Raw genomic sequence first — 20,183 nt, 5'->3', positions numbered from 1 at the left:
CAACCCCAGCTCCATCCGAGATGATGCCGTCTTCGGCATCCTCACGGAGTCTCGGACCCATCGAGTAACAGATTCACCTGAAGGGGAATAAATATGGAATATGTCGACGCAACTTCTGATTCTGTCACCGCACTTCCTACGCGACGCGTCGAAGTCTTGGATGGAGTTAGCTTCGAAAGCTTTGGCAAAGCATTTGCCCGCTATGGATTGGCACTCGTAATCGTCTGGGTCGGTTTGATGAAGTTCACGGATTATGAAGCCCAGGGGATATTGCCGTTGGTCTCTCACAGTCCCTTCATGGCGTGGATGTTAAATTTCACGAGCATTCGCACAATATCGGCAGCGTTGGGAGTGATCGAAATCACCACAGCCTTGCTGATCGCTGTACGCCGTCTGTCGGCACGCGCCGCTCAAATCGGTGGCCTCATGGCAATCTGTATGTTCCTGATTACCCTGTCCTTCTTGCTCTCCACACCGGGAGCTTGGGCCGCGCCCCTCGGCGGATTTCCCGCCCTGTCGGGAGGTGCGGGAGGTCCAGGGCAATTCCTGGCCAAAGACGTTGTCCTGTTAGGTGTGTCGATTTGGGTATTCGGCGAGGCGCCCAACGCCCTCAAACTCCGATCGCGCACCGCAGTTTAGCGGTTCGATTGCACCGCGAAAGCGACAATCGCGTACTGATCTCAAGGACTTGAACTCATCTTGGCTCTTCTTCCTGTCACTTTCTGTAAATTGACGTTATTGGCGTGGTTCGCGACGATGAAAGGACGGCACTCCTAGAGCTTTCAAATATAAGCACTCAAGATTTCAACTGCCACCGGAACTCGGTGTTGTATTCCTGTTAAGGGGGTGCGGAGATTCGGCGGCGGCTTGAGTTCCGCCCATGAGGTCACGAAATAAATCCTGTGTACGATACGTGTACGGCGAACACGGCAGAGTGTCCTTTTTATCACTTTCTTCCTTTTTTAGAATGAGCAGCTTACAGATTCTAAAGGGTGTGGAAAAGAACGACTCCCACCGCCTCCACCATCGCATCACCTGCAAATACAGGGATGACGCCACCTCCAAACGCTGCACCTGCATGAAGTGACTGGTCGGCACCCTCCCTGGTCGCAAGGAACGTTTCGCACCTCAGCGAAGACCACCTCGCGGGAGCAGGCCGAAGGCATCTCCCGCCAGTATGAAGTCGCGGCCGCCGGCGGCAAGGACATGGAAGCGGCGATGTCCCTCCTATGGTCGGCCACTTCGGAAGGCCTCAAGCGGTTTGACGGACATCAGTGGTCTAGCGTCGGTTCTGCATGGAACTTACCTGAAGGGTGCGCAAAGTCAATGTATGTCGATAGCCTAGGTACTATTTGGGTATCGTCCAACTATGCCTTGGCTTTCTTACCTCAGGGAGAGAAGAGATTCCACGAGACTAATCTCCGATATGACGACTACCTGGTCGCTATGAGCGCTGAACAGGACGGAACGCTCTGGACCTCCGGCATCAGAGGCAAGGTCCTACCCTTTCGATTGGAGCAGGGACGACTCGAATCAGCCGGTCAACAAATCGATCTTAAGTCGGTTTGCATTCTCGTTGATCGCGAAGGTGTGCTGTGGGTCGCAACGACAGATCAAGGAGTTCGGCTCTTCCGGCCACGGAACAGATTGGCCTTTGGCATGAAGGACACTCCGACTATCTGGGGCAGCTTCCAACGAGGGGACGGATTAACCGGAGAGGAGGGCCTCGACATCCTTGAAGATGCTGAGGGCTCTATTCACAACTCCCTCCTGGGGACTATCGATTCCGCGTCATCGCGTGCAACGATGATGGCTTGTGGAATTCAACCGGAGCAACCCTCGATCTTCATCTTCCTCCCACTTTCGTTCAGAGTTGGCTGTTCAAGGCACTCGCGATCGTTGTCGTTGTTTCGCTCATGCTCCTTTTTTATAGAGTTAGACTCCACCAAGTGGCCAATCACGTACGCAAACGGCTTTATGAGCGTGTCACGGAACGAGAACGAATCGCGAGAGACTTGCACGACACGTTCTTGCAAGGAATTCAGGGCCTTCTCTTACGATTCAATACCGGAACAAATCTGTTGACCCCAAATGACCCTGCGCAGGCGATTTTCGAAGATGCCTTGCGTCAATCCGATCAGGTCATGCTTGAAGGACGCGAACTTTTACTCGATCTAAGGTCGGGAATCACCCAAGAGAACGACCTGTCACGCGATTTTGCGTCCTTCTGTGAAGAATTCCAACAGATGCATCAGGCCGAGTATGCAGTTCAAGGCAGGCGCTGTCGGGTATCTGCTAAAGAATCTGTTGAGAACCGAGTTGATCCATACGATCCGCCTGGTCCACAACGGACATCGAAGAATTCCTCCTGAACTCGCTCAACGGATAGCGGAGCATGCAGCGGACGACGCAATTACGCTGAGGAACTTGACGTGCTACGTGGTCTGGCACAAGGACATTCAAACAAAGTCATCGCTTCAAATCTTCAGATATCCGAGTTCACCGTCAAGAATCATCTCAAGAGTATCTTATTGAAGCTCCAAGCGACTGATCGCACTCATGCTGTAGTCATCGCACTTCGACGCGGCTTGATCGAACTGAGTTCGGAGTGAATTTGCTCTCTCCACTGTGGTGATCATGTTCTTTTGAGGCATTCCAAAACACGCAACAATTCCGAATGGAACCTGACAAGCAAAGCTGATAGTTCACATTGGGACCGGATTTTACTCACCATCATGCGAGCGGCCCAGATCAAAGAGGACCAAATTCAGCAAGGCTGTCCGTTTTCTTACAGATACTCAAGACTGACTCTTTGTGGTCTGCTTTGGGCAACATTAACTTGGAGGCCGCTTCCACTTTGCCGAACTCGAATGCGTTCTTCTCTCGCTCCGAAGATGAGGCACCATCCCGCACCTAGACCTTGTGTTTATTTTTCCCTTCAGAACCCGGCGAGGTCATGCTACAGATGAAAAATGTGGGATTCCTCCTGCGGCTGACGCGATTAGCGCCGCCACAATGAATGTGCGAATGGCATTTCGCATGATGTCTCCCTTGTGACCGAGCAACCGGTCCGATTTCACTTCGATAGGTTCCCGCGAACTGGGACTCGTCAACAGAGTTCAGCGCAGACCTTGAAACTCCTCCCCAAGTAGACGAAGTTCCACCGGTAACAAACCAGGGAGCGGGTTATGGGATCATTTCGGTGGCAGTGGCGAAGCCTAACTGGTGGATCGCCATCCAGGTCTGGGAGTAGGAGTTGAGAGCGGCGGATGTGACCGAGCGCGATTCGCGCAGGGCGTCCAGATAGTCGATCAGGGCAAGGCCACCGTGCTGATAACTGAACTGGGCGATGTCGAGAACGTCCTTCGCTTCGTCGAGGTAGTGGCCGTTGTAGCGATCCGAGAGCACTCTGGCGTTGAAGTATCCGGAGTACGCCTGATCGACGTCGGAGATGACCTGGTTGTGGGCGGCGGTAACGGAGAAGCGGCTGGCCTGCGCGGTGAACTTGGCGGTCTCCTTGTTGCCCTGATTGCGGTCAAAGATGCGGATCGGGATGTTGAAGACGAAGCCGACGGAGTTGTCGGCGGCTGTGCTGCTGGGGAGGCCGTTTTCGCCGTTGTGGTTGTAGTCGGCCTCTAAGGTGGGGTCGGCTGTGCCGTTGGCGTAGGCGAGCTTGACGCTGGCGTCGGCCACGGCAACGGCGGCGATGGCGGCCTTGAGGTCGGGCCGCGCAGCCAGGCCTTTCTGTTCGAGGTCTTCCATGGTGAAGGTGACAGGTGGGGGGACGACGTCGCCGATCACGTCGAAGTTGGCACGCGGCTTGTCGTTGCCGAGGAGGACCTGAAGCTGGTCGGAGGCCTGCTGGGCTGCGGTGACGGCGTTGGATTCGTCGGTTTCAAATTGGGCGAGCTGCAAGTCGAGACGCTCGAAGTCGAGCTTGGCGATGTCGCCGGCGATATAGCGATCGTGGCTAATCTGAAGTTCGCGCCTGAAGTCGGCGAGGTTGTCGTCTGCGAGTTTTTTGGCGGCTTTGGCGATGACGAAGTTGGTGAACGCCTCGTGAACCGCGAGAATGGTCTGCTGGATGGTGAGTTGGAGCTGGGCGTCTGTCTGGACGGTAGTGGAGCGGGCGACGTCGAGGCGCCAGCGGCGTTTCTCCCCGCGCTCGAAGAGGCGGCCAACGCCGAGGGTGAAGTTATAGGGATTGGGATTGCTGTCGGTTTCAGTGAGGTTTCCACCGGCCGCGGTGAAGTACGGATTGGCGCGTACACCGGCCTGGATCTCCTGCGCTTTGACCGAGAGCAAGTTTTGCTGGGCGGCGAGCAGAGTCGGATTCTTGGCGCGCGCCAGATCGACGGCCTGCTGCATGGTGATCGCGTTGGGCGAGGTGGGAGGCTGTGGTGTTTGAGCGAAGGCGGCGCAGGGCAGGAGCAGGATGCAGGCTGCGGCGAGGAGGCTCCGGTGTCTTGTCTCTGTTTTCGCGAACTTTTTTTTCGCAATCGTGAAACCAATCATGGACCCGATCATGGAACCTCCTTCCGTGGCTTGGGTGAGAGTCGTTGAGGATCGGCCTGCGCGGTTAGACAGCATTAGTTCTCAAACTCCGTCTCGGGTGTGGGAAGGACATCGTCGGGCCTTGCAATCCAGACGTACAACGTGGGCAGAAGAAAGACGCTGATGCACAGCGCGCCGATGAGACCGCCGACGATGACCATGGCAAAGGGGCGCTGCGAGTCGGACCCGATGCCGTGCGAGGTTGCAGCGGGTAGAAGGCCGAGCGTGGCGACAAGCATGGTCATCATGATGGGACGAAGGCGGAGAACGGCTCCTTCGATCGCGGACTCTTCAATGGAGTGGCCGCGAACCCGCATCTGATTGATGTACTCGAGCATGATGACGCCGGTCTGAACCGAGACGCCGAAGAGAGCCAGAAAACCGACGCCCGACGAGACGCTGAAGTTGGTATGGGTGACGAGTAGAGCGAGCAGACCGCCAACCGGTGCCATCGAGACATTGATGAGGATGAGCCCCGCCCATTTGCCGGAGTGGAACATGGAGTAGAGGATGACGAAGATGAGCAGAATGGTGATCGGGAGGACCAGCATCAGACGACGCGAGGAGCGCTTCTGGCTCTCATATTCGCCGGCCCAATCTGTCTTATAGCCAGGGGGCAGCTTGACCTGTTCGTTGACCTTGCTGATGGCCTCTTCCACGGTGCTTCCGAGATCGCGATCGCGCACGCTGTACTTGATCGCAACAAAACGCTGGCCTGCCTCGCGTGAGATGGTCTCAGCGCCATCCTCCATCCTCACCGTGGTCAACTGCGCCAGCGAGACGCGCTCACCGGAGGGAGAGAGCAGACGGATCTTGTCGATCGCATCCTGGGTGTCGCGATACTGCGGGGGATAACGGACGACGAGGTCGTAGCGCGCTTCGCCCTGCAACACCTGGCTTACCGCGTTACCGCCCACGGCCGTCTGGATAGCATCTTGAATATCCGCTACGTTGATGCCGTAGCGAGCGGCCGCGGCGCGGTTGACAGAGTAGTTGAGGTTGGGCTGACCGATGACGCGAAAGAGCCCAAGGTCCTGAACGCCCTTGATCTTGCTCATGATGGAGATGATCTGATCGCCCAGCTGTTCGAGGTTCTTAAGATCATCTCCGTATATCTTGACGGCCAGCTCTCCCTTGACGCCGCTGACGGCCTCTTCGACGTTATCGGAGATGGGCTGGGAGAAGTTCCAGATGACGCCGGGGATCTTATCCAGCTCGCGGTCCATGGCACCGATCAACTCGTCCTTGTTCTGATGGAAGGGGTGGCGCCAGTCGGCTTTGGGTTTGAGGTCGACAAAGTATTCGGTGTTGAAGAAGCCGGTGACATCGGTGCCGTCGTCGGGGCGACCTGTCTGGCTGACGACCTTGGTGACCTCGGGAAACGACGAGAGGACGATGCGAGCCTGATTCATGACCCGGAGGCTTTCCGTGGGGCCGGTGCTGGGAGCGAGAGTACCGCGAACCCAGATGGCGCCCTCGTCGAGGTGGGGCAAGAACTCGGAGCCGATGACACCGCTCAGGCCGAGGAACAGAGTGAGGAGGAGAGCAAAGCCCGCTCCACCCAACGTGACCCAACGGTGTTCGATGGCCCAGCGCGCGGCGTGGCGGTAGCGGTCGGTGAGCCACGCCATGACGGGATTCTGCCACTCCGATGCGCCGTTCGGGAACAGGAGACTCGAGAGGACAGGCGCGATGATGATGGAGAAGATGAGAGCGCCGAGAAGAGCGAAGGCTACCGTCCAGGCCATGGGGCGGAAGAGTCTGCCCTCGACAGCCTGCAGGGTGAAGATGGGCAGGTAGGCCGTGATGATGATGCCGATGGCGTAGAAGACCGGGCGCTGTACTTCGTGAGCTGCCTCGCGGATCTGTTCGGCGGGCGAGAGAGAGTCTTTGCGCTGATGGCTGAGGTGGCGGACGATGTTCTCCACCATCACTACCGCGCCGTCAACGACCATGCCGAAGTCGAGTGCGCCGAGAGAGAGCAGGTTAGCGGGGATGTGGCGGAGGTCGAGACAGATGGAGGCAAACAGCAGGGCGAACGGAATCGTCAGCGAAACGATAAGAGCGCCGCGAACGTTGCCTAGAAAGAGGAAGAGAATAATGATGACAAGGATGATGCCTTCGGTGAGGTTATGCAGCACCGTATGAGTGGTGTAGTGGAGAAGGTCGCTGCGGTCCAGGAAAGGGATAAGCTTTACGCCCGGCGGCAGGATGCGAGTATTGAGTTCGTCGACCTTCTTGTGAATTCCCGCGAGGGCAAACTGTGAGTCGTCACCTTTTTGCAGAGCTACGATCCCTTCGACGACGTCGGGATCGTCGATGATCTTGCCGTCTTCGCGGTTGATCGCGTGGTCGTTCTGCGCTTTGTCGGCGTGGTCGTTCTGCGCTTTGTCGGCGTGGTCGTTCTGCGCTTTGTCGGCGTGGTCGTTCTGCGCTTTGCCGCTGTGGTCGATACAGGGATCGCTGGCGCTGGACGAGTTAGGTGGTTCTGGCGTTGGCGTGCCGGCGAATCGGCAAGATTTGCCGATCTGGCCGAGTCGGATCTTTGGACCTTGCGCGACGGTCGCGATGTCTTTGACGCGGAGAGGAGTCCCGGATTGCGTCTTGAGGACCGTCTCCTCGATGTCGTGGGTGTTTCTGTAGAGGCCGACCTCGCGGACGTTGATCTGCTGCTGGCCTTGCTCGATGAAGCTGCCGCCGGCATTCGTATTGTTGGCGGTGAGTTGCTGCTCAACCTGGCCGATGCTGAGGCCGTAAGCAACGAGCTTGTCGGGGTCGACGCGGACCTGATACTCGCGTGTCATGCCGCCGAAGCTGGAGACATCCACAACGCCGGGTACTGATTTGAGTTGCTTGTCGATGGTCCAGTCCTGAAGCGACTTCAGGTCCATGTTGTCGTAGAGAGGATTGGTGCTGCGCAGGGTGTACCAATAGATTTGGCCGACAGGGCTCCAGTCGGTGCCTATTTGCGGCTGAAGGCCAGTGGGAAGCGTGACCTGGGAGAGCCGCTCGAGAACCTTTTCGCGATTCCAGTCGTTGACGGATTCGTCGTCGAAGATGAGTGTGAGGCTGGAGATTCCGGCGAGCGAGGTTGATCGCAAATGGGTCATGTGGGGAATGCCGGCCATTCCGATTTCGAGCGGGATGGTGACCTGCTGCTCGATCTCTTCCGCAGCGCGGCCTGGCCACTGCGTGATGACCTGGACATAGTTGTTGGCTACGTCGGGATAGGCCTCCACCGGCAGGTTGTGGAAGGAGACGATGCCCCACGCAAACAGCAGAATGGCAAGACCGAGAACCAGCCATCGGTTATTCAGTGCAAAGTCGACGAGACCTCGAATCATTACTGATCCGCCGTATTCTGCAGTGCGAGGGCGTTGGTGACGACCTGCTGGCCCGCGTTAAGGCCGGAGACGATCTCCTGCATATTGCCCGGCAGCGACCCGCCGCCGCGTACCAGCACCCGGCGGAACTTACCGTCCCCAGTGGGCGTGTAGACCCAGTCGCGGTCATGCAGATGGAGCACCGCCGTTGCAGGGACCTGCACGTGAGTCTGCGCGGTCTTGCCATGGATGGTGGCGGTGGCAAACATGCCGACGCGCATCAACGTGTTGGGATTTTCAACCTGAATGCGAATCTTCGCCGTGCGAATCTGCGGATCGAGAACAGCTCCGATATCGCTGACTACGCCAGTGAGGACGCGGTCAGGGTAGGCGGTGAGGCGAATGTCTGCCTTCTGACCCAAACGCACCGTGGGGAGATCGTTCTCGTAGACGTCGCAGATGATCCATACGTGCGATAGGTCAGCGATGGTGAAGGCATTGGCCGAGCCGGCGTAGGTGACTCCGGCTGCCGCAGCGTTGGTGACATTCTGGGCGATGATGAAGCCGGAGGAGGGAGCGTAGACCTTGACCGTTGCGGCAGGGTGGTTCTTGTCGACGCCAAGGACACGAAGCTGCTCTTCGGAGGCGGAGAGGGCGGCCTTCGCATCGTCGTCGGCGTTCTGGGCAACCTCAACCTGACTATTTGGAATGGCACCTTTGTCGTTGAGGATCTTTGCCCGGTCGAGCTGAACCTTCGCGAGCCGTTCATCGTTCACTGCCTTCAGGTACGAGCCAAAAGCACCAGAGACATCGGTGCTCTGAACGTCCATCAGGAGCTGGCCTTTTTTAACATAGTCGCCAATGCGGGCGTGCACCTCGACGACACGGCCGGAGGCTATCGAGATAACCGGAATAGTGCGGGAGATGTCGGGATTTACCGTGCCAGTGACCTGGATAGTGGAGGTGGCAGCGTATTCGGTCGCCGCAGTCAGCGTGAACTGATCGGGATGATCGACATGAACCAGATTCGGGTCGGCGTCGGGTTGTACGACGGCAGCCGGTGGAGCTTCGCTTTTGGGGTCAGACGGCTTTGCGCTGCAACCTGCCAGGAGACAGGCGCCGAAGCAGAACAGCATAGGGGCAGGGTGCCTGAAACTGATTGAACTCATCGCGTAAACTCGTTATCCCCCATAGGATCAAGCGTTGATTCTTCTATTTTAGAGATCATCCGATACACGCGATCTGAGCGACGCTTGAATCAGCCATAAAAGCGCATCTCTGTAACAACATGACACCCTCGTCATGTCTAATATGAAGTCTACCGTTAGGTTGCTATTCCCGCGTCAATTTTTTGACTGCAGTTGGCCCGGTTTCGGTAGCTGCCTTGAGCGATAAGGCAAATCGAATGTGATAGAAAGACGCTCGATCTATGAGAACGATGGTAGGACGCTGGTTGGAATTTGCGCGGTCGACCCGTCGCGCACACCACTGCTGTATCACCCAGAACAACTCTAGATTCGTGACCAAAACACCCGTTCTTACCGCGTCCATCCGGCTTCCGAACCGAGATCAGATGTCGAGAAAGCCGCGCTTGAGAGCGATCATCACCGCATGCGTCCGGTCACTTGCGTCCAGCTTGGCAAGAATGTTTTTGAGGTGTCCCTTGACCGTATGCTCGGAGATGGAGAGCCGCGATGCAATCACCTTGTTGGAACTCCCCTTGGCGACATCGCGCAAAACCTCAATCTCTCGCGTGGTGAGGATCTCGTCGCCGGCGTGCTCTGCCAGCTCCTGGGCTATCTCGGGCGGGATCCTTCTCATGCCCGCATGAGCGAGCCGTATGGTGTCGATCAGCTCGGTACGCAGCATACTCTTCAGCAGATAACCGACTGCCCCAGCCTTGAAGGCACGAAGAGCCTGAATATCGCCTCCGTAGGTGGTCAGGACGACGATGCGGGCGTTGGGAAATTCCTTACGAATGGTTGAGATTGCGTCGATGCCATTCGTCTTGGGCATCCGTATGTCCATCAGGGTTACATCCGGGCGATGCAGTCGAAACGATGCAATCGCCTCTTCGCCATCCGCAGCTTCGGCTACGACGGACATATCGGTCTGCGCGTTGATAGCGCCCGAGATCCCGGTGCGGAGGAGGGGATGATCGTCGACCGTAAGCACTCTGATGGTACGTATCTCACTCATTGCGATCCTTCTGGCCTGGTCGGATCTTCCGCAGAACTGCACAGATGCAGAACTCCTGGGCATCGCCGATTTGATTCGGTGGTGGACGTCACTCATTCTATCTCCACTTATGAGTTGTAGTCGCATCAAACTTCAAATCCGTCCCGCTAAAATTCTCCACACCCTTCGAGGACAGAACCAGACGAGCAAAAGGAAGTCACCCCCCCAAAAGTATTACTCTTTCTACCCTCTCTTCGGGTTTGCCGGTCTTCTGCCGACAGGCTATCCTCACCACCGTGCAGAGACTCTTTTCGATGTTCCCGACGGGAGCGGCGGGCGTTGCTTTGATTCTTCTGCGTGTCTCTGTGGCTGCAACGCTTTTCACACAAGTAATGCCCCAGGGAAACCCAGCCGCTCACATTTGGGTGTCCACCGGCGTGGGTTTGCTCGGTGTCTCAATCTGTCTTGGGCTATTCACCCCCGTGTCTTCCATCGCATGCTGCCTGATTGGTGTAGCGATGCTGCTCGACTTGAAGGAACTCACCTTCATTCCTCTCATCTCATCCATTCTGGTTGCTGCTTCTCTCGGGCTGTTAGGGCCAGGAGCCTATTCCCTGGACGCGCGCATGTTTGGAAGACGGCTGGTGGTTTCGTCCTCCGACAAAACTCTGAGCGGCGACTAAACCAATAGTTGGGGTAGCAAGCACAGCCTTCACAACGAGCTAAGATCCCCCTGGGGATATCCTTTTCCCCCTCGAAAGAGTGCCTCAAGAGAAGCACGATTTAGTCTAGCGAGCCTTTGGTTTCCACCTTAGCTTAAAGAAGATCTTCAGCAGCCAATTCGCGAAGGTATAAATCTCAAAGGCCAATCTCCTTCGCGAATCGAAATCAAATCCTAGAAGCAATTCGAGAATTCATTGAGCAACTTTCTTCAATATCTGAATTCAGAGCATAGCCAGTCCTTTAATTGATGCGGAGTTTGATCTTAATTCTCAACCGAACGGAATCCATTCCAGAAAGGCTCCTTCAATGGACTCATACTTTTCAACAGGCACCATCAGCGTGCAAGCGATTCTCGAGACCTCGAATGATGAAATGCTGGTCGCCGCAGCGAAGACCGGCGAGCATCTGGCCTTCTCCGAGCTCTGGAATCGCCACTCAAAGAAAACCTTCAGCACGATGTATCGGATCACAAGAAATCGCCAGGACGCGGAAGATGCACTTCAAGACGCTTTCCTGAAGGCTTTTGTTCACCTGAAGAACTTCGACGGCAGGTCGAGTTTTTCCACGTGGCTGACGCGAATTGCCATCAACTCTGCGTTGATGATCTTGCGCCGAAAGCGCGCACATCCGGAGATCTCGATGGACGGAGGAGCGGAAGGCGAGTCGTGGCAGCATTGGGAGGTGGCGGACCGTCGGATCAACACGGAAGAGCACTATGCGAGATCTGAGAGAGAGCACCATCTAAAGCGTGCCATCCATCGGCTGAGACCAGCGCTCCGCACCATCGTGGAAATTCAGCAAGTGCACGACTCTTCCATCAAAGAGATCGCGGAGATCGCTGGAATCTCCGTAGCCGCCACAAAATCACGATTGCTGCGAGCCAGAACTGTGCTGCGCCGGTCGCTCGGATGAGTCGTTGAATGGGTCGGCTCTGGTCGGCGTCTCGCGCAGTCTCTTCCTCTTGTCCTGATTGGAATTACAATCTCTCCGTCGGGAACGAACTGGTAGACTTGACCATTCTCAGATGAAAGACACGACGCACCTTCTTTATAAATCTGTTCTCAGGCTGGCGTTTTTGTTTTCGTTGGTGTGCCCCTGGACAACACAAAGTGGGCTTACCCAGTGTGCGGGAACAGCATCGACGCCACGATCTGCAGCGGAGTGTGCCGCTCACGCCATTCCGTCGGTAAAAGTTGCGACACTCGATCCTAAACGGGTCTACACGCTCGCCGAGTTGATCGACATTGCAGAACGGAATAACCCGCGCACCCGAATCGTGTGGGAGCAAGCCAAGCAGAAGGCCGAACAGCTCGGCATCGAGAAGAGTGCCTACTACCCGGTGCTGGCTGGCCTTGCCGTATTCGCGGACCAACGAACGATCTCCCCTTTTCCGGAGTCGCTGTTACCGCGCGGATATTCGACGGTTGAGATTCCCCTGGTCCAGCCCGAGATCACGCTGCAGTATCTGCTCTTCGACTTCGGCAAACGAGAGGCCACGGTCGACGGCGCGAAAGCCGAAAAACTAGCCGCCGGAGCTAACTTCATCCAGGCAAATCAGGAGGTTGCTTTTCAGGTCGCCAGCGAATACTACAAGCTGCTCACCGCTCAGGAACGGCTGCAGGCGGCGCAGGAGACGCTTAAGACCGCGCAGACCACACAGGATGCCGCCGAAGATCAGTTGGCAAATGGGCGCTCCACCTTGCCGGACGTGCTCAACGCCCGCGCTGAGACCTCGCAGGCTGTGTTTGATCTGGAGTCTGCGGATGGCGATGAAAAAATCTCGCGAGTAACGCTTACCGAAGCGATAGGTGTCGAACCTTCTCCGGACATCACCATCGATGCGCAAAAAGATGCCTCGCTGCCCGAATCGCTTACCCTTTCCATCGATGAACTCATCGATCGAGCCCTATCGGATCGTCCTGACCTGATGGCTCAAGCGGCCGAAATTCGCGCGGCCGATGATCAGGTGAGGGCAGCCAAAGCGGAGTATCGTCCAAAGATCGTTCTATCGGGATCTGCCGCGCAGACCGCAGTGTGGCCGACGTCGGACAGCGGTGAACTTGGCCATGCAAACGTATCTACCTGGTCGGCCGAGCTGGGAGTAGAGTGGCGGATCTTCGACGGCGGAGCTCGCAAGAACGGAGTGGCCATTGCCGAATCAAAGAGACGCGAGGCGCAGGACGTAATGACGGCGAAACACGATCAGGCAACGCGCGAAGTCTGGACAGCATTTATCGCGTTTCGTACTGCGCTGAGGCAGGAGCAGGCAGCGGTCGCCCTGCTCGACTCCGCGGGTACCTCCTACTCCGCTTCGCTCGAAGCTTATCAATATGGGGTGAAGAATTTGATCGATGTGGTCACTGCCGAAAGACAGTTGGCACAGGCTCGACTCTCCGGTGTCTCGGCACGCTCCAAGTTACTTCTGGAGGCAGTCGATCTCGAGTTTGTAACCGGAAACCTGCTGAGAACCAAGCCAGCCGCAACGAAATCACATACACAGGATGGCCAGAAGTGATGACCATGAGAAGAAAACGTTCGGCCTGCCTCTTCGCTCTATGCCTGCTGTGCTCTGGTTGCGATCACGCGCCCTCCATTGACATTATCGGTTCCTTTTTTCCGGTCTGGATGCTCTGTTTGTCCATTGCGGTAATCCTCGCGTTCGTCGTACGTTACTTCTTGGTTCGATTCAAGTTGGACTCTGAGGTTGGGCCGGTCGCGCTCTTTTACCCCAGCGTCGTCGTACTTTTCACAAGCCTGCTTTGGCTGATTTTTTTCCGGTAGGGAGGACAAATGGAACAGGCACCCGAAGCTCTCAACCGCAAGCAGATTGGCCGCAGGATCGCTATCGGTGTTGTTGCGTCCGCAATTGTCGCTCTAGCAGTTGTCATCCTGCAAACTGACCTGCATCCACGAACTGACGATGCCAGCGTGAGAGCAAATTACATCGAGATTGCTCCGGAAGTGAGCGGCAGATTGGTCGAGCTGCCGGTAAAAGACAACGCCTTCGTAATGAAAGGCGACCTCCTGTTTTTTATCGACCCTCGTCCCTATGAGTACGCCTTAGCGCAGGCGCTATCGGATCAGGAGGCACTGGAGCAGCAGATCATCGATGCGAAACGAAGAATCGCCGCCCAGAGCAGTGCCGCCGAAGCTGCCGTTGCGGGCGTCCACAGCTCCAAAACCGGTATCAAAACTGCAGGCAGCAGCATCGATGTGGCAAAGGCCACCGTCTCCCGGGCTCAAGCGTCGGTTGCGGCTACAGAGGCTCAGTTGAAGCTGGCTACCAATGATCTGCATCGCATCGAACCGCTGCTCAAAAAACAATATGTAACCGTGGAGCAGATCGATCAAGCCAATACTGCGGTACGCGTAGCACAAGGAAACTACGACGAAGCGCAGGCTGCGCTCGAACAGTCACAAGCTCAGCTCGCCCAATCGATCCTGCGTCAAGAAGAGGCGGACTCCGCGGCAGCCGAGTCCCAGGCGAAGCTGGGTCAGGCCATCCATACGATCGACACGGTTGACACGCTGATGTCCGAGCGACCGGGAAGGGCAGCCAAGGTCGACAGCGCAAGACTCGATCTTGAGCGTTGCCGCGTCGTTGCTCCCTTCAATGCCTATGTCACCAACATGAATATCTCTGTGGGCGAGTACGCGCGTCCCGGCGCCCCCCTGTTCACGTTAATAGACACACGGACGTGGTGGGTTGTCGCAAACTATCGTGAGGCGAAAGTGAAGAACATTGGCATCGGATCGCATGTGGATGTTTATCTGATGGGGCATCCTGACCGACGATTCAATGGCGTTGTCGAGAGTATCGGATATGGCGTCTTTCCAGAAGATGGAAGCGTAACCGGCGGACTACCCAACATCGAGCGTACCTTGAACTGGGTTCATCTCTCCACGCGGTTCCCTGTTCGTGTTCGGGTGAAAGATCCCGATCCGGATCTGTTTCGCATCGGCGCTACCGCAGTGACGGTCGTGAGATAGCAGATGGTGGAGACATCTTTCTTCGGGACGATCTCGTCTCTAGGGCGAAAGTTCTGGGAGGATCTACAACCCACGCCTGGGCGGCTCAACAGCTCTCTCCATATCGTACTTGCGACCGTAATCTCTCTGATCCTCATGAACGTCTGGCAGATGCCGTCGATTTACATCGGCATGTATTTCATCTTCCTCGTCGGACGAGACAGCCCCACAATTTCTTTTCGAACCGGTCTGATTTCGTTGCTCACCGTTGCTCTTGCGGTTGCTGTTGAGCTCGGGGTGGTCATTCTCAGCGACAACGATCCGATGGCCCGCGTACTGAGCGTCACTATCGTTACCTTCATTGCGGGTGTGCTCGTGGCCTCTACCAACTTTCCGACTCTCGGATCGACCTGGGGGCTCATCTTCTGTACCGTGATTGGGAATTGGGAGAAGCATGCGCCTGCGGACAGTTTGGTCAAAGGCGCGCTCTGGCTGATTGCGACGCTTGCAGTTTCAATCGGCGTTTCCGTTCTGGTGGAGTACCTCTTCGGGGATCGCGACCCAGCGAAGAAATTAGAAGCACAGCGCAAGATCCGATACCAGGCTGTGGAGAAGATGTTCACTGTTTACGCTCAAGGTGGGACCCCAGAGGAACGAACCGCAGCAGCGATTCCTGTCTCTCGCCTCGCGACAGCCGGTTCAACTGGGATGCTGGAGCTATACAACAAAATCGCGGAGCGAGATCTCGACGCCGGAACCCTCCCTCCGGGAACACGCTTGCGCATCACGATGATCGCTCAAATCATGGATGTCTCCGCCGCGTTCGGCTTGCAAAATACCAATGAAGATAGTCCGGAGCTAAGGCGACGCTGCGGCATTATCGCGGAACAGTGTCGTGAGTTGATTCCGCTTTTCATCCCAAAGGTTGAAAAGCGCCTGCGATTCATGCCCGAGAGTAGTGTGACATTGCTGGATCGAGTCGAAGCTGCCCTTCATCTTGCTCTGACAATGCCTTCCGATGCCGCCGAAATGGGCAACAAAGAGTTGGTTGCGATGCCCGTAACAAAAGCGCCCTTTTTCATTCCAGGAGCGGTTGGCAGAAGCGACACGCTGGCATTTGGGTTGAAAATTAGCCTCTGCGCAACCGTCTGTTATATCGTCTACAACGCCGTGGATTGGCCCGGAATCTCGACTGCAGTAATTACCGTTATGGTCACTGGCCTGAGCAGCAGCGGCGCAATAAAACAAAGACTCCTCTTCCGTCTCCTGGGTTCGATCGTTGGCGGTCTCCTCCTTGGCCTTGGAGCGATCTCTCTTCTCTTTCCACATATGGATTCGATCACCTCGCTGGTCATACTCATTGGATTCGTTGCATTTATCGGAGCCTGGACAGCCTCGGGCCCAAGATTCAATTATGTAGGCTTACAGATGGTGTTTGCGTTTTACCTTGTGGCGTTTGAAGATCTTAGTGCTCCGACTGAACTCGCACCCGCACGGGACCGTTTTGTGGGCATACTCCTCGCACTTCTGGTCATGTGGTTTGTCTTCGATCAGATCTGGCCCGTGCGCACGGTCACAGTCATGCGTCAGAGCCTTGCAGGCGCTCTCAAGACCGTCGCGAGTTTCCTCCGTCTCATCGAACCTGGTCCCGACCGGAAAGATCTGCTTCAACAAGCGGATGCCCTGCGGGATCAGGTCGGCAAGACCGTCGTAGCGCTTCGATCCATGAACGACGCTGTAGATTACGAATTCGGTGTAGATCGGGAAAGCCATGTCCACTCAAGCGAGATGATTCTCCGAACCTCTCTCACTGTAGGAACGCTCTTTTGGAATCAGTTTGCGGTTCTCTACAGCAAAGAAGACAAAGACTTTCTCACTGAACCAGACCTGATCGAAATGCGCCGAAGACTAGCGGAGCATCTTGATGAGCTGGCCGTAGGAGTTGTGAAAAAGACGGTCCCCGTAATGGCTCCCGCGACCACTCTCCTACCTCCAGCGATACTTAATGACCCGCGCTACGAGGAATATTCTCATAACACGATCGCGCGTTTCGAAGAACTTCAAGCGTTCGCGCTAAGGCTAAGCCACGAAGTCTAACGCTCCTGAAACTCCTTAGCCTGACGGTGGGAGAGATCAGGCATCAACGGCGAACACGATCCTGACTCAAGAGTGTGGAAGGCTGACAGCATATAAATACCAGGCAGCATGCGGAAGCCACTGCTCGGTCCAACGCCAGTCTTCGTCCTTGCCCGTCACCGCATATCCCTCGTTAAAAGCGATGCCGTCTTCATCGTCGGCAGCCGCAGTAATACCGTTCAGGATCGAGCCCGGAGCGCTGGTGTACTTATAAGAATGAAAGAACATATACGGTGCGTTCCCATGTCCGCTCCCCATCAACATGCTGGCGTCAAACGGATTTCGCCCGAGGATCCAGTGCAACTGATTCCAGGCATACTCCTGGAGTTGTGACTGGAAGGCTGGGTCGTCAGCAAAGAGCGGAGCTGCCATGCGCGCAGCGGCTGCCAGCGAGGCCAGACGAGCATCTTCGCCCTGCCACCATGGCGCAGCCTCCGTGTCATGAGGAAAGAAAAATGCGCTGCGGACCCTTCCATCTCCCATACGAACCAGCTGCCTAGCGTAGCCGAATGGATTGTTGACCTCCGATGTGACACCAAGCTCAAAACGTAGCGATCTTTCCACGACGCTACGTACATGTTGCTGCGCATCAGGCAGGGCAATCTGTGCGTATTCGAGGAGACTGACCACCGGTAGACCCGCATCGGATGGATGGAAGTAAGGCCGCGAGCCATCGTCGGCTCGCCAGAAATTACGACGCCCCTCAGCAGTCGCAAGTCGCTCCATCAGATGCAATGCTCGCCGATCCGCTGCCAGTCGATAGGACTCCTTCGTGGTTGCGCGATACAACTCAGTAGCCGCCATCAACGCGCAGTAGTCGTCCAGGATGTTCTCCTTTCTATCATTCAGCAACTCACGATTGTGCGCGTCTAGAAACTGAAAAGCCTCCTCTGCTGCACGAAGATATTCGGTACGCGGCAGATCTCCATCGATCGGCATAGTACTGGCGAACGCCAAAGCCGCAATGGCCATGCCTCCTCCCGCACGAAAGCTCGTTTCGTAAGAATGCGGCCCCTCGGCAGTCTGTATGCGCTCGGTCGAGTCCGAAGCACTCTTCTTGATCTGCGTTCGCCAGTTAGGGTTGCCGATGGCACGATCCTGCGGCAGCTTCTCCTTTCCTGGAGCGTTGATGCTCTCGAAGAAAGAACCGCCCGGCCGTTTCATTCGCACCAGAAAATCCGCGCCAAAGAGTCCCTCATCCAGCATTCGATGCAAGTACTCGCTGAAGTTATCGTCGTGGCGCGCTTCGAGAACCCGATAACTCTTCAACAGACTCCAGGCCACCAGCGGCACCTGTTGAGGGTTGAAGTAGGAAGTAGGATTTTGATGAGAAAGGTGGATTCCATAGTCGCCGGTCGCGTCGTACCAGCCGCCATGAACATCCACAAAACCTGGCTGGCCCACAGGCAGTGGAAGATGACGATCCGCCCGATCCATCAAGCCGCTCGCACGTTGTCCTTTGAAGTAGTAGACAACATTGGAGAGCGTACTGCGTTCGAGAAGATCGTCATCGATATCGAACGAACAGGAACGCACTTCGCTGGCAGTCGACTGAATCTGAACCGCATAGTGGCCAACGACCCGCCACGAGGAAAAGTCTGCCGTCCAAAAGACACGGCCGCCCCACGAATTCACTTGGCCATTGGGAACCAGGCTTCCACTCAACACAGCCTTGCCGCTTACCGTATCGACCAGCAAAAACTTCTCTGGATGATCCCGCCCGGTCCCGACCACGATTGCACTCTTGGGTGCCCGCGTCTCATAGCCAACCTGATCGACCACAACATTTAGCTGTCCCATCGCCGTCAGGGGGAACACCCCGACAAAGCAACCGGACAAAAAGCCTACCCATGAATGGCTAATCTTCGAATATTTAATCTTCCTTCTCCTCGAAAACTACGGGACAAAATTCAAGCGCCCAGCGAGTTGCGATCCGCAATTTCAGATTTCTCTTTACTTTCAACCTGTCTGGACGACTATACTCATCGACTAATCTCTAAACCAGAAAAAAGCGAAAAAAGCAGGCCAGGAGACATCATGGAAGACACCGAGGCCCAATTCTCGTCGCATCCCCTGCCGTTAGATAAAGACGGGTTCATCCCCTTGTACTACCAGATTCAACAGGCTTTGATCGAAAAGATTCAAGCAGGCGAGCTGCTGGTTGGCGATTGCCTCCCCTCGGAGTACGAGCTGGCGCGTTCGTACCAGGTAAGCCGAATGACGGCACGGCAGGCCCTGCATAACCTGAAGAGTCGAGGCTACGCACTCAGTCAAAAAGGACGAGGCACCTACGTCACCCGGCCCAAGCTGGAGAAGAACATCATGCACCTCAGGGGATTCACCGAGGACATGAAGCGGCGAGGGATGATACCAAGTTCAAGACTCCTCGAGCAAAACATCCTGCTCGCAACAGGAACTCTCCCGGAACAACTTCGAGTGGATGAGGGTTCGGCGATCCTGCAACTCCGCCGTCTGCGTATCGCGGATGGAACTCCAATGGCGCTTGAAGATTCACATATCCCCTTGCAGCACTACCCCGGACTCGAACGAACCGATTTCTCATCCGAGTCGCTTTACAAGGTACTTCGCGACAAGTATGGCGTTCGTGCTGCCTGGGCAGATGAAGTTCTTGAGGCCTCGCCGGCAACCAGGGAAGAGTCGGAGCTGCTGTCCATCCCGAAGAACGCGGTTATGTTGTCGATCTCCCGAGTCATCATGACGACGGCAGAGATACCAATTGAAGTAGCGTGTTCTCGTTATTGCGGTAACCGTTACCGTGCCTCCATCCGTGTCCCGACAACGACGATCGAGTAACCGGGCCTGCGAATGGAATTAGTTGCGAATCTGCAATTTACTGAAGCCGTTACGAAACGCCGGGTCTAGTTCCCTGCCATTTGGGTCAAGAATCTTCTGGGAATCTTCGAAAGGTAGGCGAAACCTTCCATCCGCATGCAGCTCATTTCAGTGAATTCCAAACCTTTATCAAAATTTCTCTTGCACTTCAGTACAGTTGTCTATACGATTCGTCATCCGTATATTTCAATTTTTGAACAAATTTCGTTTTTTTTGATTCACAGATCAAAACAACACTTCCTGCTTTCTCAGGAAATGCAAGCGGCAGCCTTCACAGAGACCAAAAACTGACGAACGCGGCCATTTCGTTTCGAAGTAGGACCGTTTACACAATCTGAACCCCTTAAGTCCTGCCCCAAGGAATACATACGATCTCTAGCGACAAGCATGATGGGCCAGAACAAGCCGACCGCGAAACCTCGCATAGGCACAAGCAACTCACTCGGA

The 20,183-nt window shown here is 55.8% G+C and carries 15 protein-coding genes; 10 read left to right on the top strand and 5 right to left on the bottom strand.

Annotated elements, in window-relative coordinates; all coding sequences use genetic code 11:
• The first annotated feature begins 93 nt into the window (after positions 1-93).
• From HDF10_RS04475 to HDF10_RS20815, 3 genes are all read left to right on the top strand, one after another.
• Entirely contained in the window at positions 94-639 is a 546-nt protein-coding gene (locus HDF10_RS04475) for a YkgB family protein (protein ID WP_183810839.1), read from the top strand.
• Positions 640-1,814: 1,175 nt separating this feature from the next.
• Complete coding sequence (locus tag HDF10_RS20820; protein ID WP_260177605.1) at positions 1,815-2,372, top strand: histidine kinase; 558 nt, start codon at positions 1,815-1,817, stop codon at positions 2,370-2,372.
• 60 nt (positions 2,373-2,432) lie between these two features.
• The gene (locus tag HDF10_RS20815; RefSeq protein WP_311732663.1) at positions 2,433-2,612 is read left to right on the top strand and encodes a response regulator transcription factor; all 180 of its coding nucleotides are present in this window, start codon (positions 2,433-2,435) and stop codon (positions 2,610-2,612) included.
• 574 nt (positions 2,613-3,186) lie between these two features.
• Here HDF10_RS20815 and HDF10_RS04455 read toward each other — a convergent pair.
• The 4 genes from HDF10_RS04455 to HDF10_RS04440 form a co-directional block, all read right to left on the bottom strand.
• Complete coding sequence (locus HDF10_RS04455) at positions 3,187-4,527, bottom strand: TolC family protein (RefSeq protein WP_183810836.1); 1,341 nt, start codon at positions 4,525-4,527, stop codon at positions 3,187-3,189.
• Positions 4,528-4,589: 62 nt separating this feature from the next.
• The gene (locus tag HDF10_RS04450) at positions 4,590-7,898 is read right to left on the bottom strand and encodes an efflux RND transporter permease subunit (protein WP_260177604.1); all 3,309 of its coding nucleotides are present in this window, start codon (positions 7,896-7,898) and stop codon (positions 4,590-4,592) included.
• The gene (locus HDF10_RS04445; RefSeq protein WP_221271402.1) at positions 7,898-9,046 is read right to left on the bottom strand and encodes an efflux RND transporter periplasmic adaptor subunit; all 1,149 of its coding nucleotides are present in this window, start codon (positions 9,044-9,046) and stop codon (positions 7,898-7,900) included. The genes HDF10_RS04450 and HDF10_RS04445 overlap by 1 nt, the downstream gene beginning before the upstream one ends.
• A 400-nt stretch (positions 9,047-9,446) precedes the next feature.
• Positions 9,447-10,076: a response regulator gene (locus HDF10_RS04440; RefSeq protein ID WP_183810835.1), complete on the bottom strand. Its 630-nt coding sequence runs from the start codon at positions 10,074-10,076 to the stop codon at positions 9,447-9,449.
• Positions 10,077-10,369: 293 nt separating this feature from the next.
• On the opposite strand from HDF10_RS04440, the gene HDF10_RS04435 reads away from it, so the two are divergent.
• From HDF10_RS04435 to HDF10_RS04410, 6 genes are all read left to right on the top strand, one after another.
• A complete protein-coding gene (locus HDF10_RS04435) occupies positions 10,370-10,738 on the top strand; it encodes a hypothetical protein (RefSeq protein WP_221271400.1) in 369 nt (122 codons plus the stop codon).
• A 346-nt stretch (positions 10,739-11,084) separates the two neighbouring features.
• Positions 11,085-11,690, top strand: coding sequence for an RNA polymerase sigma factor (locus HDF10_RS04430; protein WP_183810833.1), 606 nt, complete (start codon positions 11,085-11,087; stop codon positions 11,688-11,690).
• A 112-nt stretch (positions 11,691-11,802) separates the two neighbouring features.
• Entirely contained in the window at positions 11,803-13,293 is a 1,491-nt protein-coding gene (locus tag HDF10_RS04425; protein WP_183810832.1) for a TolC family protein, read from the top strand.
• Positions 13,293-13,559 carry a YtcA family lipoprotein gene (locus HDF10_RS04420; RefSeq protein ID WP_311732662.1) on the top strand — a complete coding sequence of 89 codons (267 nt, stop codon included), beginning with the start codon at positions 13,293-13,295 and terminating at the stop codon, positions 13,557-13,559. Before HDF10_RS04425 ends, HDF10_RS04420 begins: the two co-directional genes overlap by 1 nt.
• Before the next feature lie 9 nt (positions 13,560-13,568).
• The gene (locus tag HDF10_RS04415; RefSeq protein ID WP_183810830.1) at positions 13,569-14,768 is read left to right on the top strand and encodes an HlyD family efflux transporter periplasmic adaptor subunit; all 1,200 of its coding nucleotides are present in this window, start codon (positions 13,569-13,571) and stop codon (positions 14,766-14,768) included.
• A gap of 135 nt (positions 14,769-14,903) precedes the next feature.
• Positions 14,904-16,844, top strand: coding sequence for an FUSC family protein (locus tag HDF10_RS04410; protein ID WP_260177603.1), 1,941 nt, complete (start codon positions 14,904-14,906; stop codon positions 16,842-16,844).
• Positions 16,845-16,910: 66 nt separating this feature from the next.
• Here HDF10_RS04410 and HDF10_RS04405 read toward each other — a convergent pair whose 3' ends face one another.
• The gene (locus tag HDF10_RS04405) at positions 16,911-18,683 is read right to left on the bottom strand and encodes a glycoside hydrolase family 9 protein (RefSeq protein WP_183810826.1); all 1,773 of its coding nucleotides are present in this window, start codon (positions 18,681-18,683) and stop codon (positions 16,911-16,913) included.
• 237 nt (positions 18,684-18,920) lie between these two features.
• Here HDF10_RS04405 and HDF10_RS04400 point away from each other — a divergent pair, with 237 nt between their 5' ends.
• The gene (locus tag HDF10_RS04400; protein WP_183811583.1) at positions 18,921-19,697 is read left to right on the top strand and encodes a GntR family transcriptional regulator; all 777 of its coding nucleotides are present in this window, start codon (positions 18,921-18,923) and stop codon (positions 19,695-19,697) included.
• Positions 19,698-20,183 lie beyond the last annotated feature (486 nt).

Source organism: Tunturiibacter empetritectus, from assembly GCF_014201375.1.
GTDB lineage: Bacteria > Acidobacteriota > Terriglobia > Terriglobales > Acidobacteriaceae > Edaphobacter > Edaphobacter lichenicola_D.
The sequence above is the reverse complement of the archived record's forward strand: the minus strand, read 5'-3'. Positions and strand labels throughout refer to the sequence as shown.

Coding starts and splice junctions, on each gene's coding strand:
- HDF10_RS04430 (WP_183810833.1), top strand. CDS start 11,085: ATGGACTCATACTTTTCAACAGGCACCATCAGCGTGCAAGCGATTCTC.
- HDF10_RS04445 (WP_221271402.1), bottom strand. CDS start 9,046: ATGAGTTCAATCAGTTTCAGGCACCCTGCCCCTATGCTGTTCTGCTTC.
- HDF10_RS04440 (WP_183810835.1), bottom strand. CDS start 10,076: ATGAGTGAGATACGTACCATCAGAGTGCTTACGGTCGACGATCATCCC.
- HDF10_RS04420 (WP_311732662.1), top strand. CDS start 13,293: ATGACCATGAGAAGAAAACGTTCGGCCTGCCTCTTCGCTCTATGCCTG.
- HDF10_RS04410 (WP_260177603.1), top strand. CDS start 14,904: ATGAACGTCTGGCAGATGCCGTCGATTTACATCGGCATGTATTTCATC.
- HDF10_RS04475 (WP_183810839.1), top strand. CDS start 94: ATGGAATATGTCGACGCAACTTCTGATTCTGTCACCGCACTTCCTACG.
- HDF10_RS04425 (WP_183810832.1), top strand. CDS start 11,803: ATGAAAGACACGACGCACCTTCTTTATAAATCTGTTCTCAGGCTGGCG.
- HDF10_RS04405 (WP_183810826.1), bottom strand. CDS start 18,683: ATGGGACAGCTAAATGTTGTGGTCGATCAGGTTGGCTATGAGACGCGG.
- HDF10_RS04400 (WP_183811583.1), top strand. CDS start 18,921: ATGGAAGACACCGAGGCCCAATTCTCGTCGCATCCCCTGCCGTTAGAT.
- HDF10_RS04415 (WP_183810830.1), top strand. CDS start 13,569: ATGGAACAGGCACCCGAAGCTCTCAACCGCAAGCAGATTGGCCGCAGG.
- HDF10_RS04455 (WP_183810836.1), bottom strand. CDS start 4,527: ATGATCGGGTCCATGATTGGTTTCACGATTGCGAAAAAAAAGTTCGCG.
- HDF10_RS04450 (WP_260177604.1), bottom strand. CDS start 7,898: ATGATTCGAGGTCTCGTCGACTTTGCACTGAATAACCGATGGCTGGTT.
- HDF10_RS04435 (WP_221271400.1), top strand. CDS start 10,370: ATGTTCCCGACGGGAGCGGCGGGCGTTGCTTTGATTCTTCTGCGTGTC.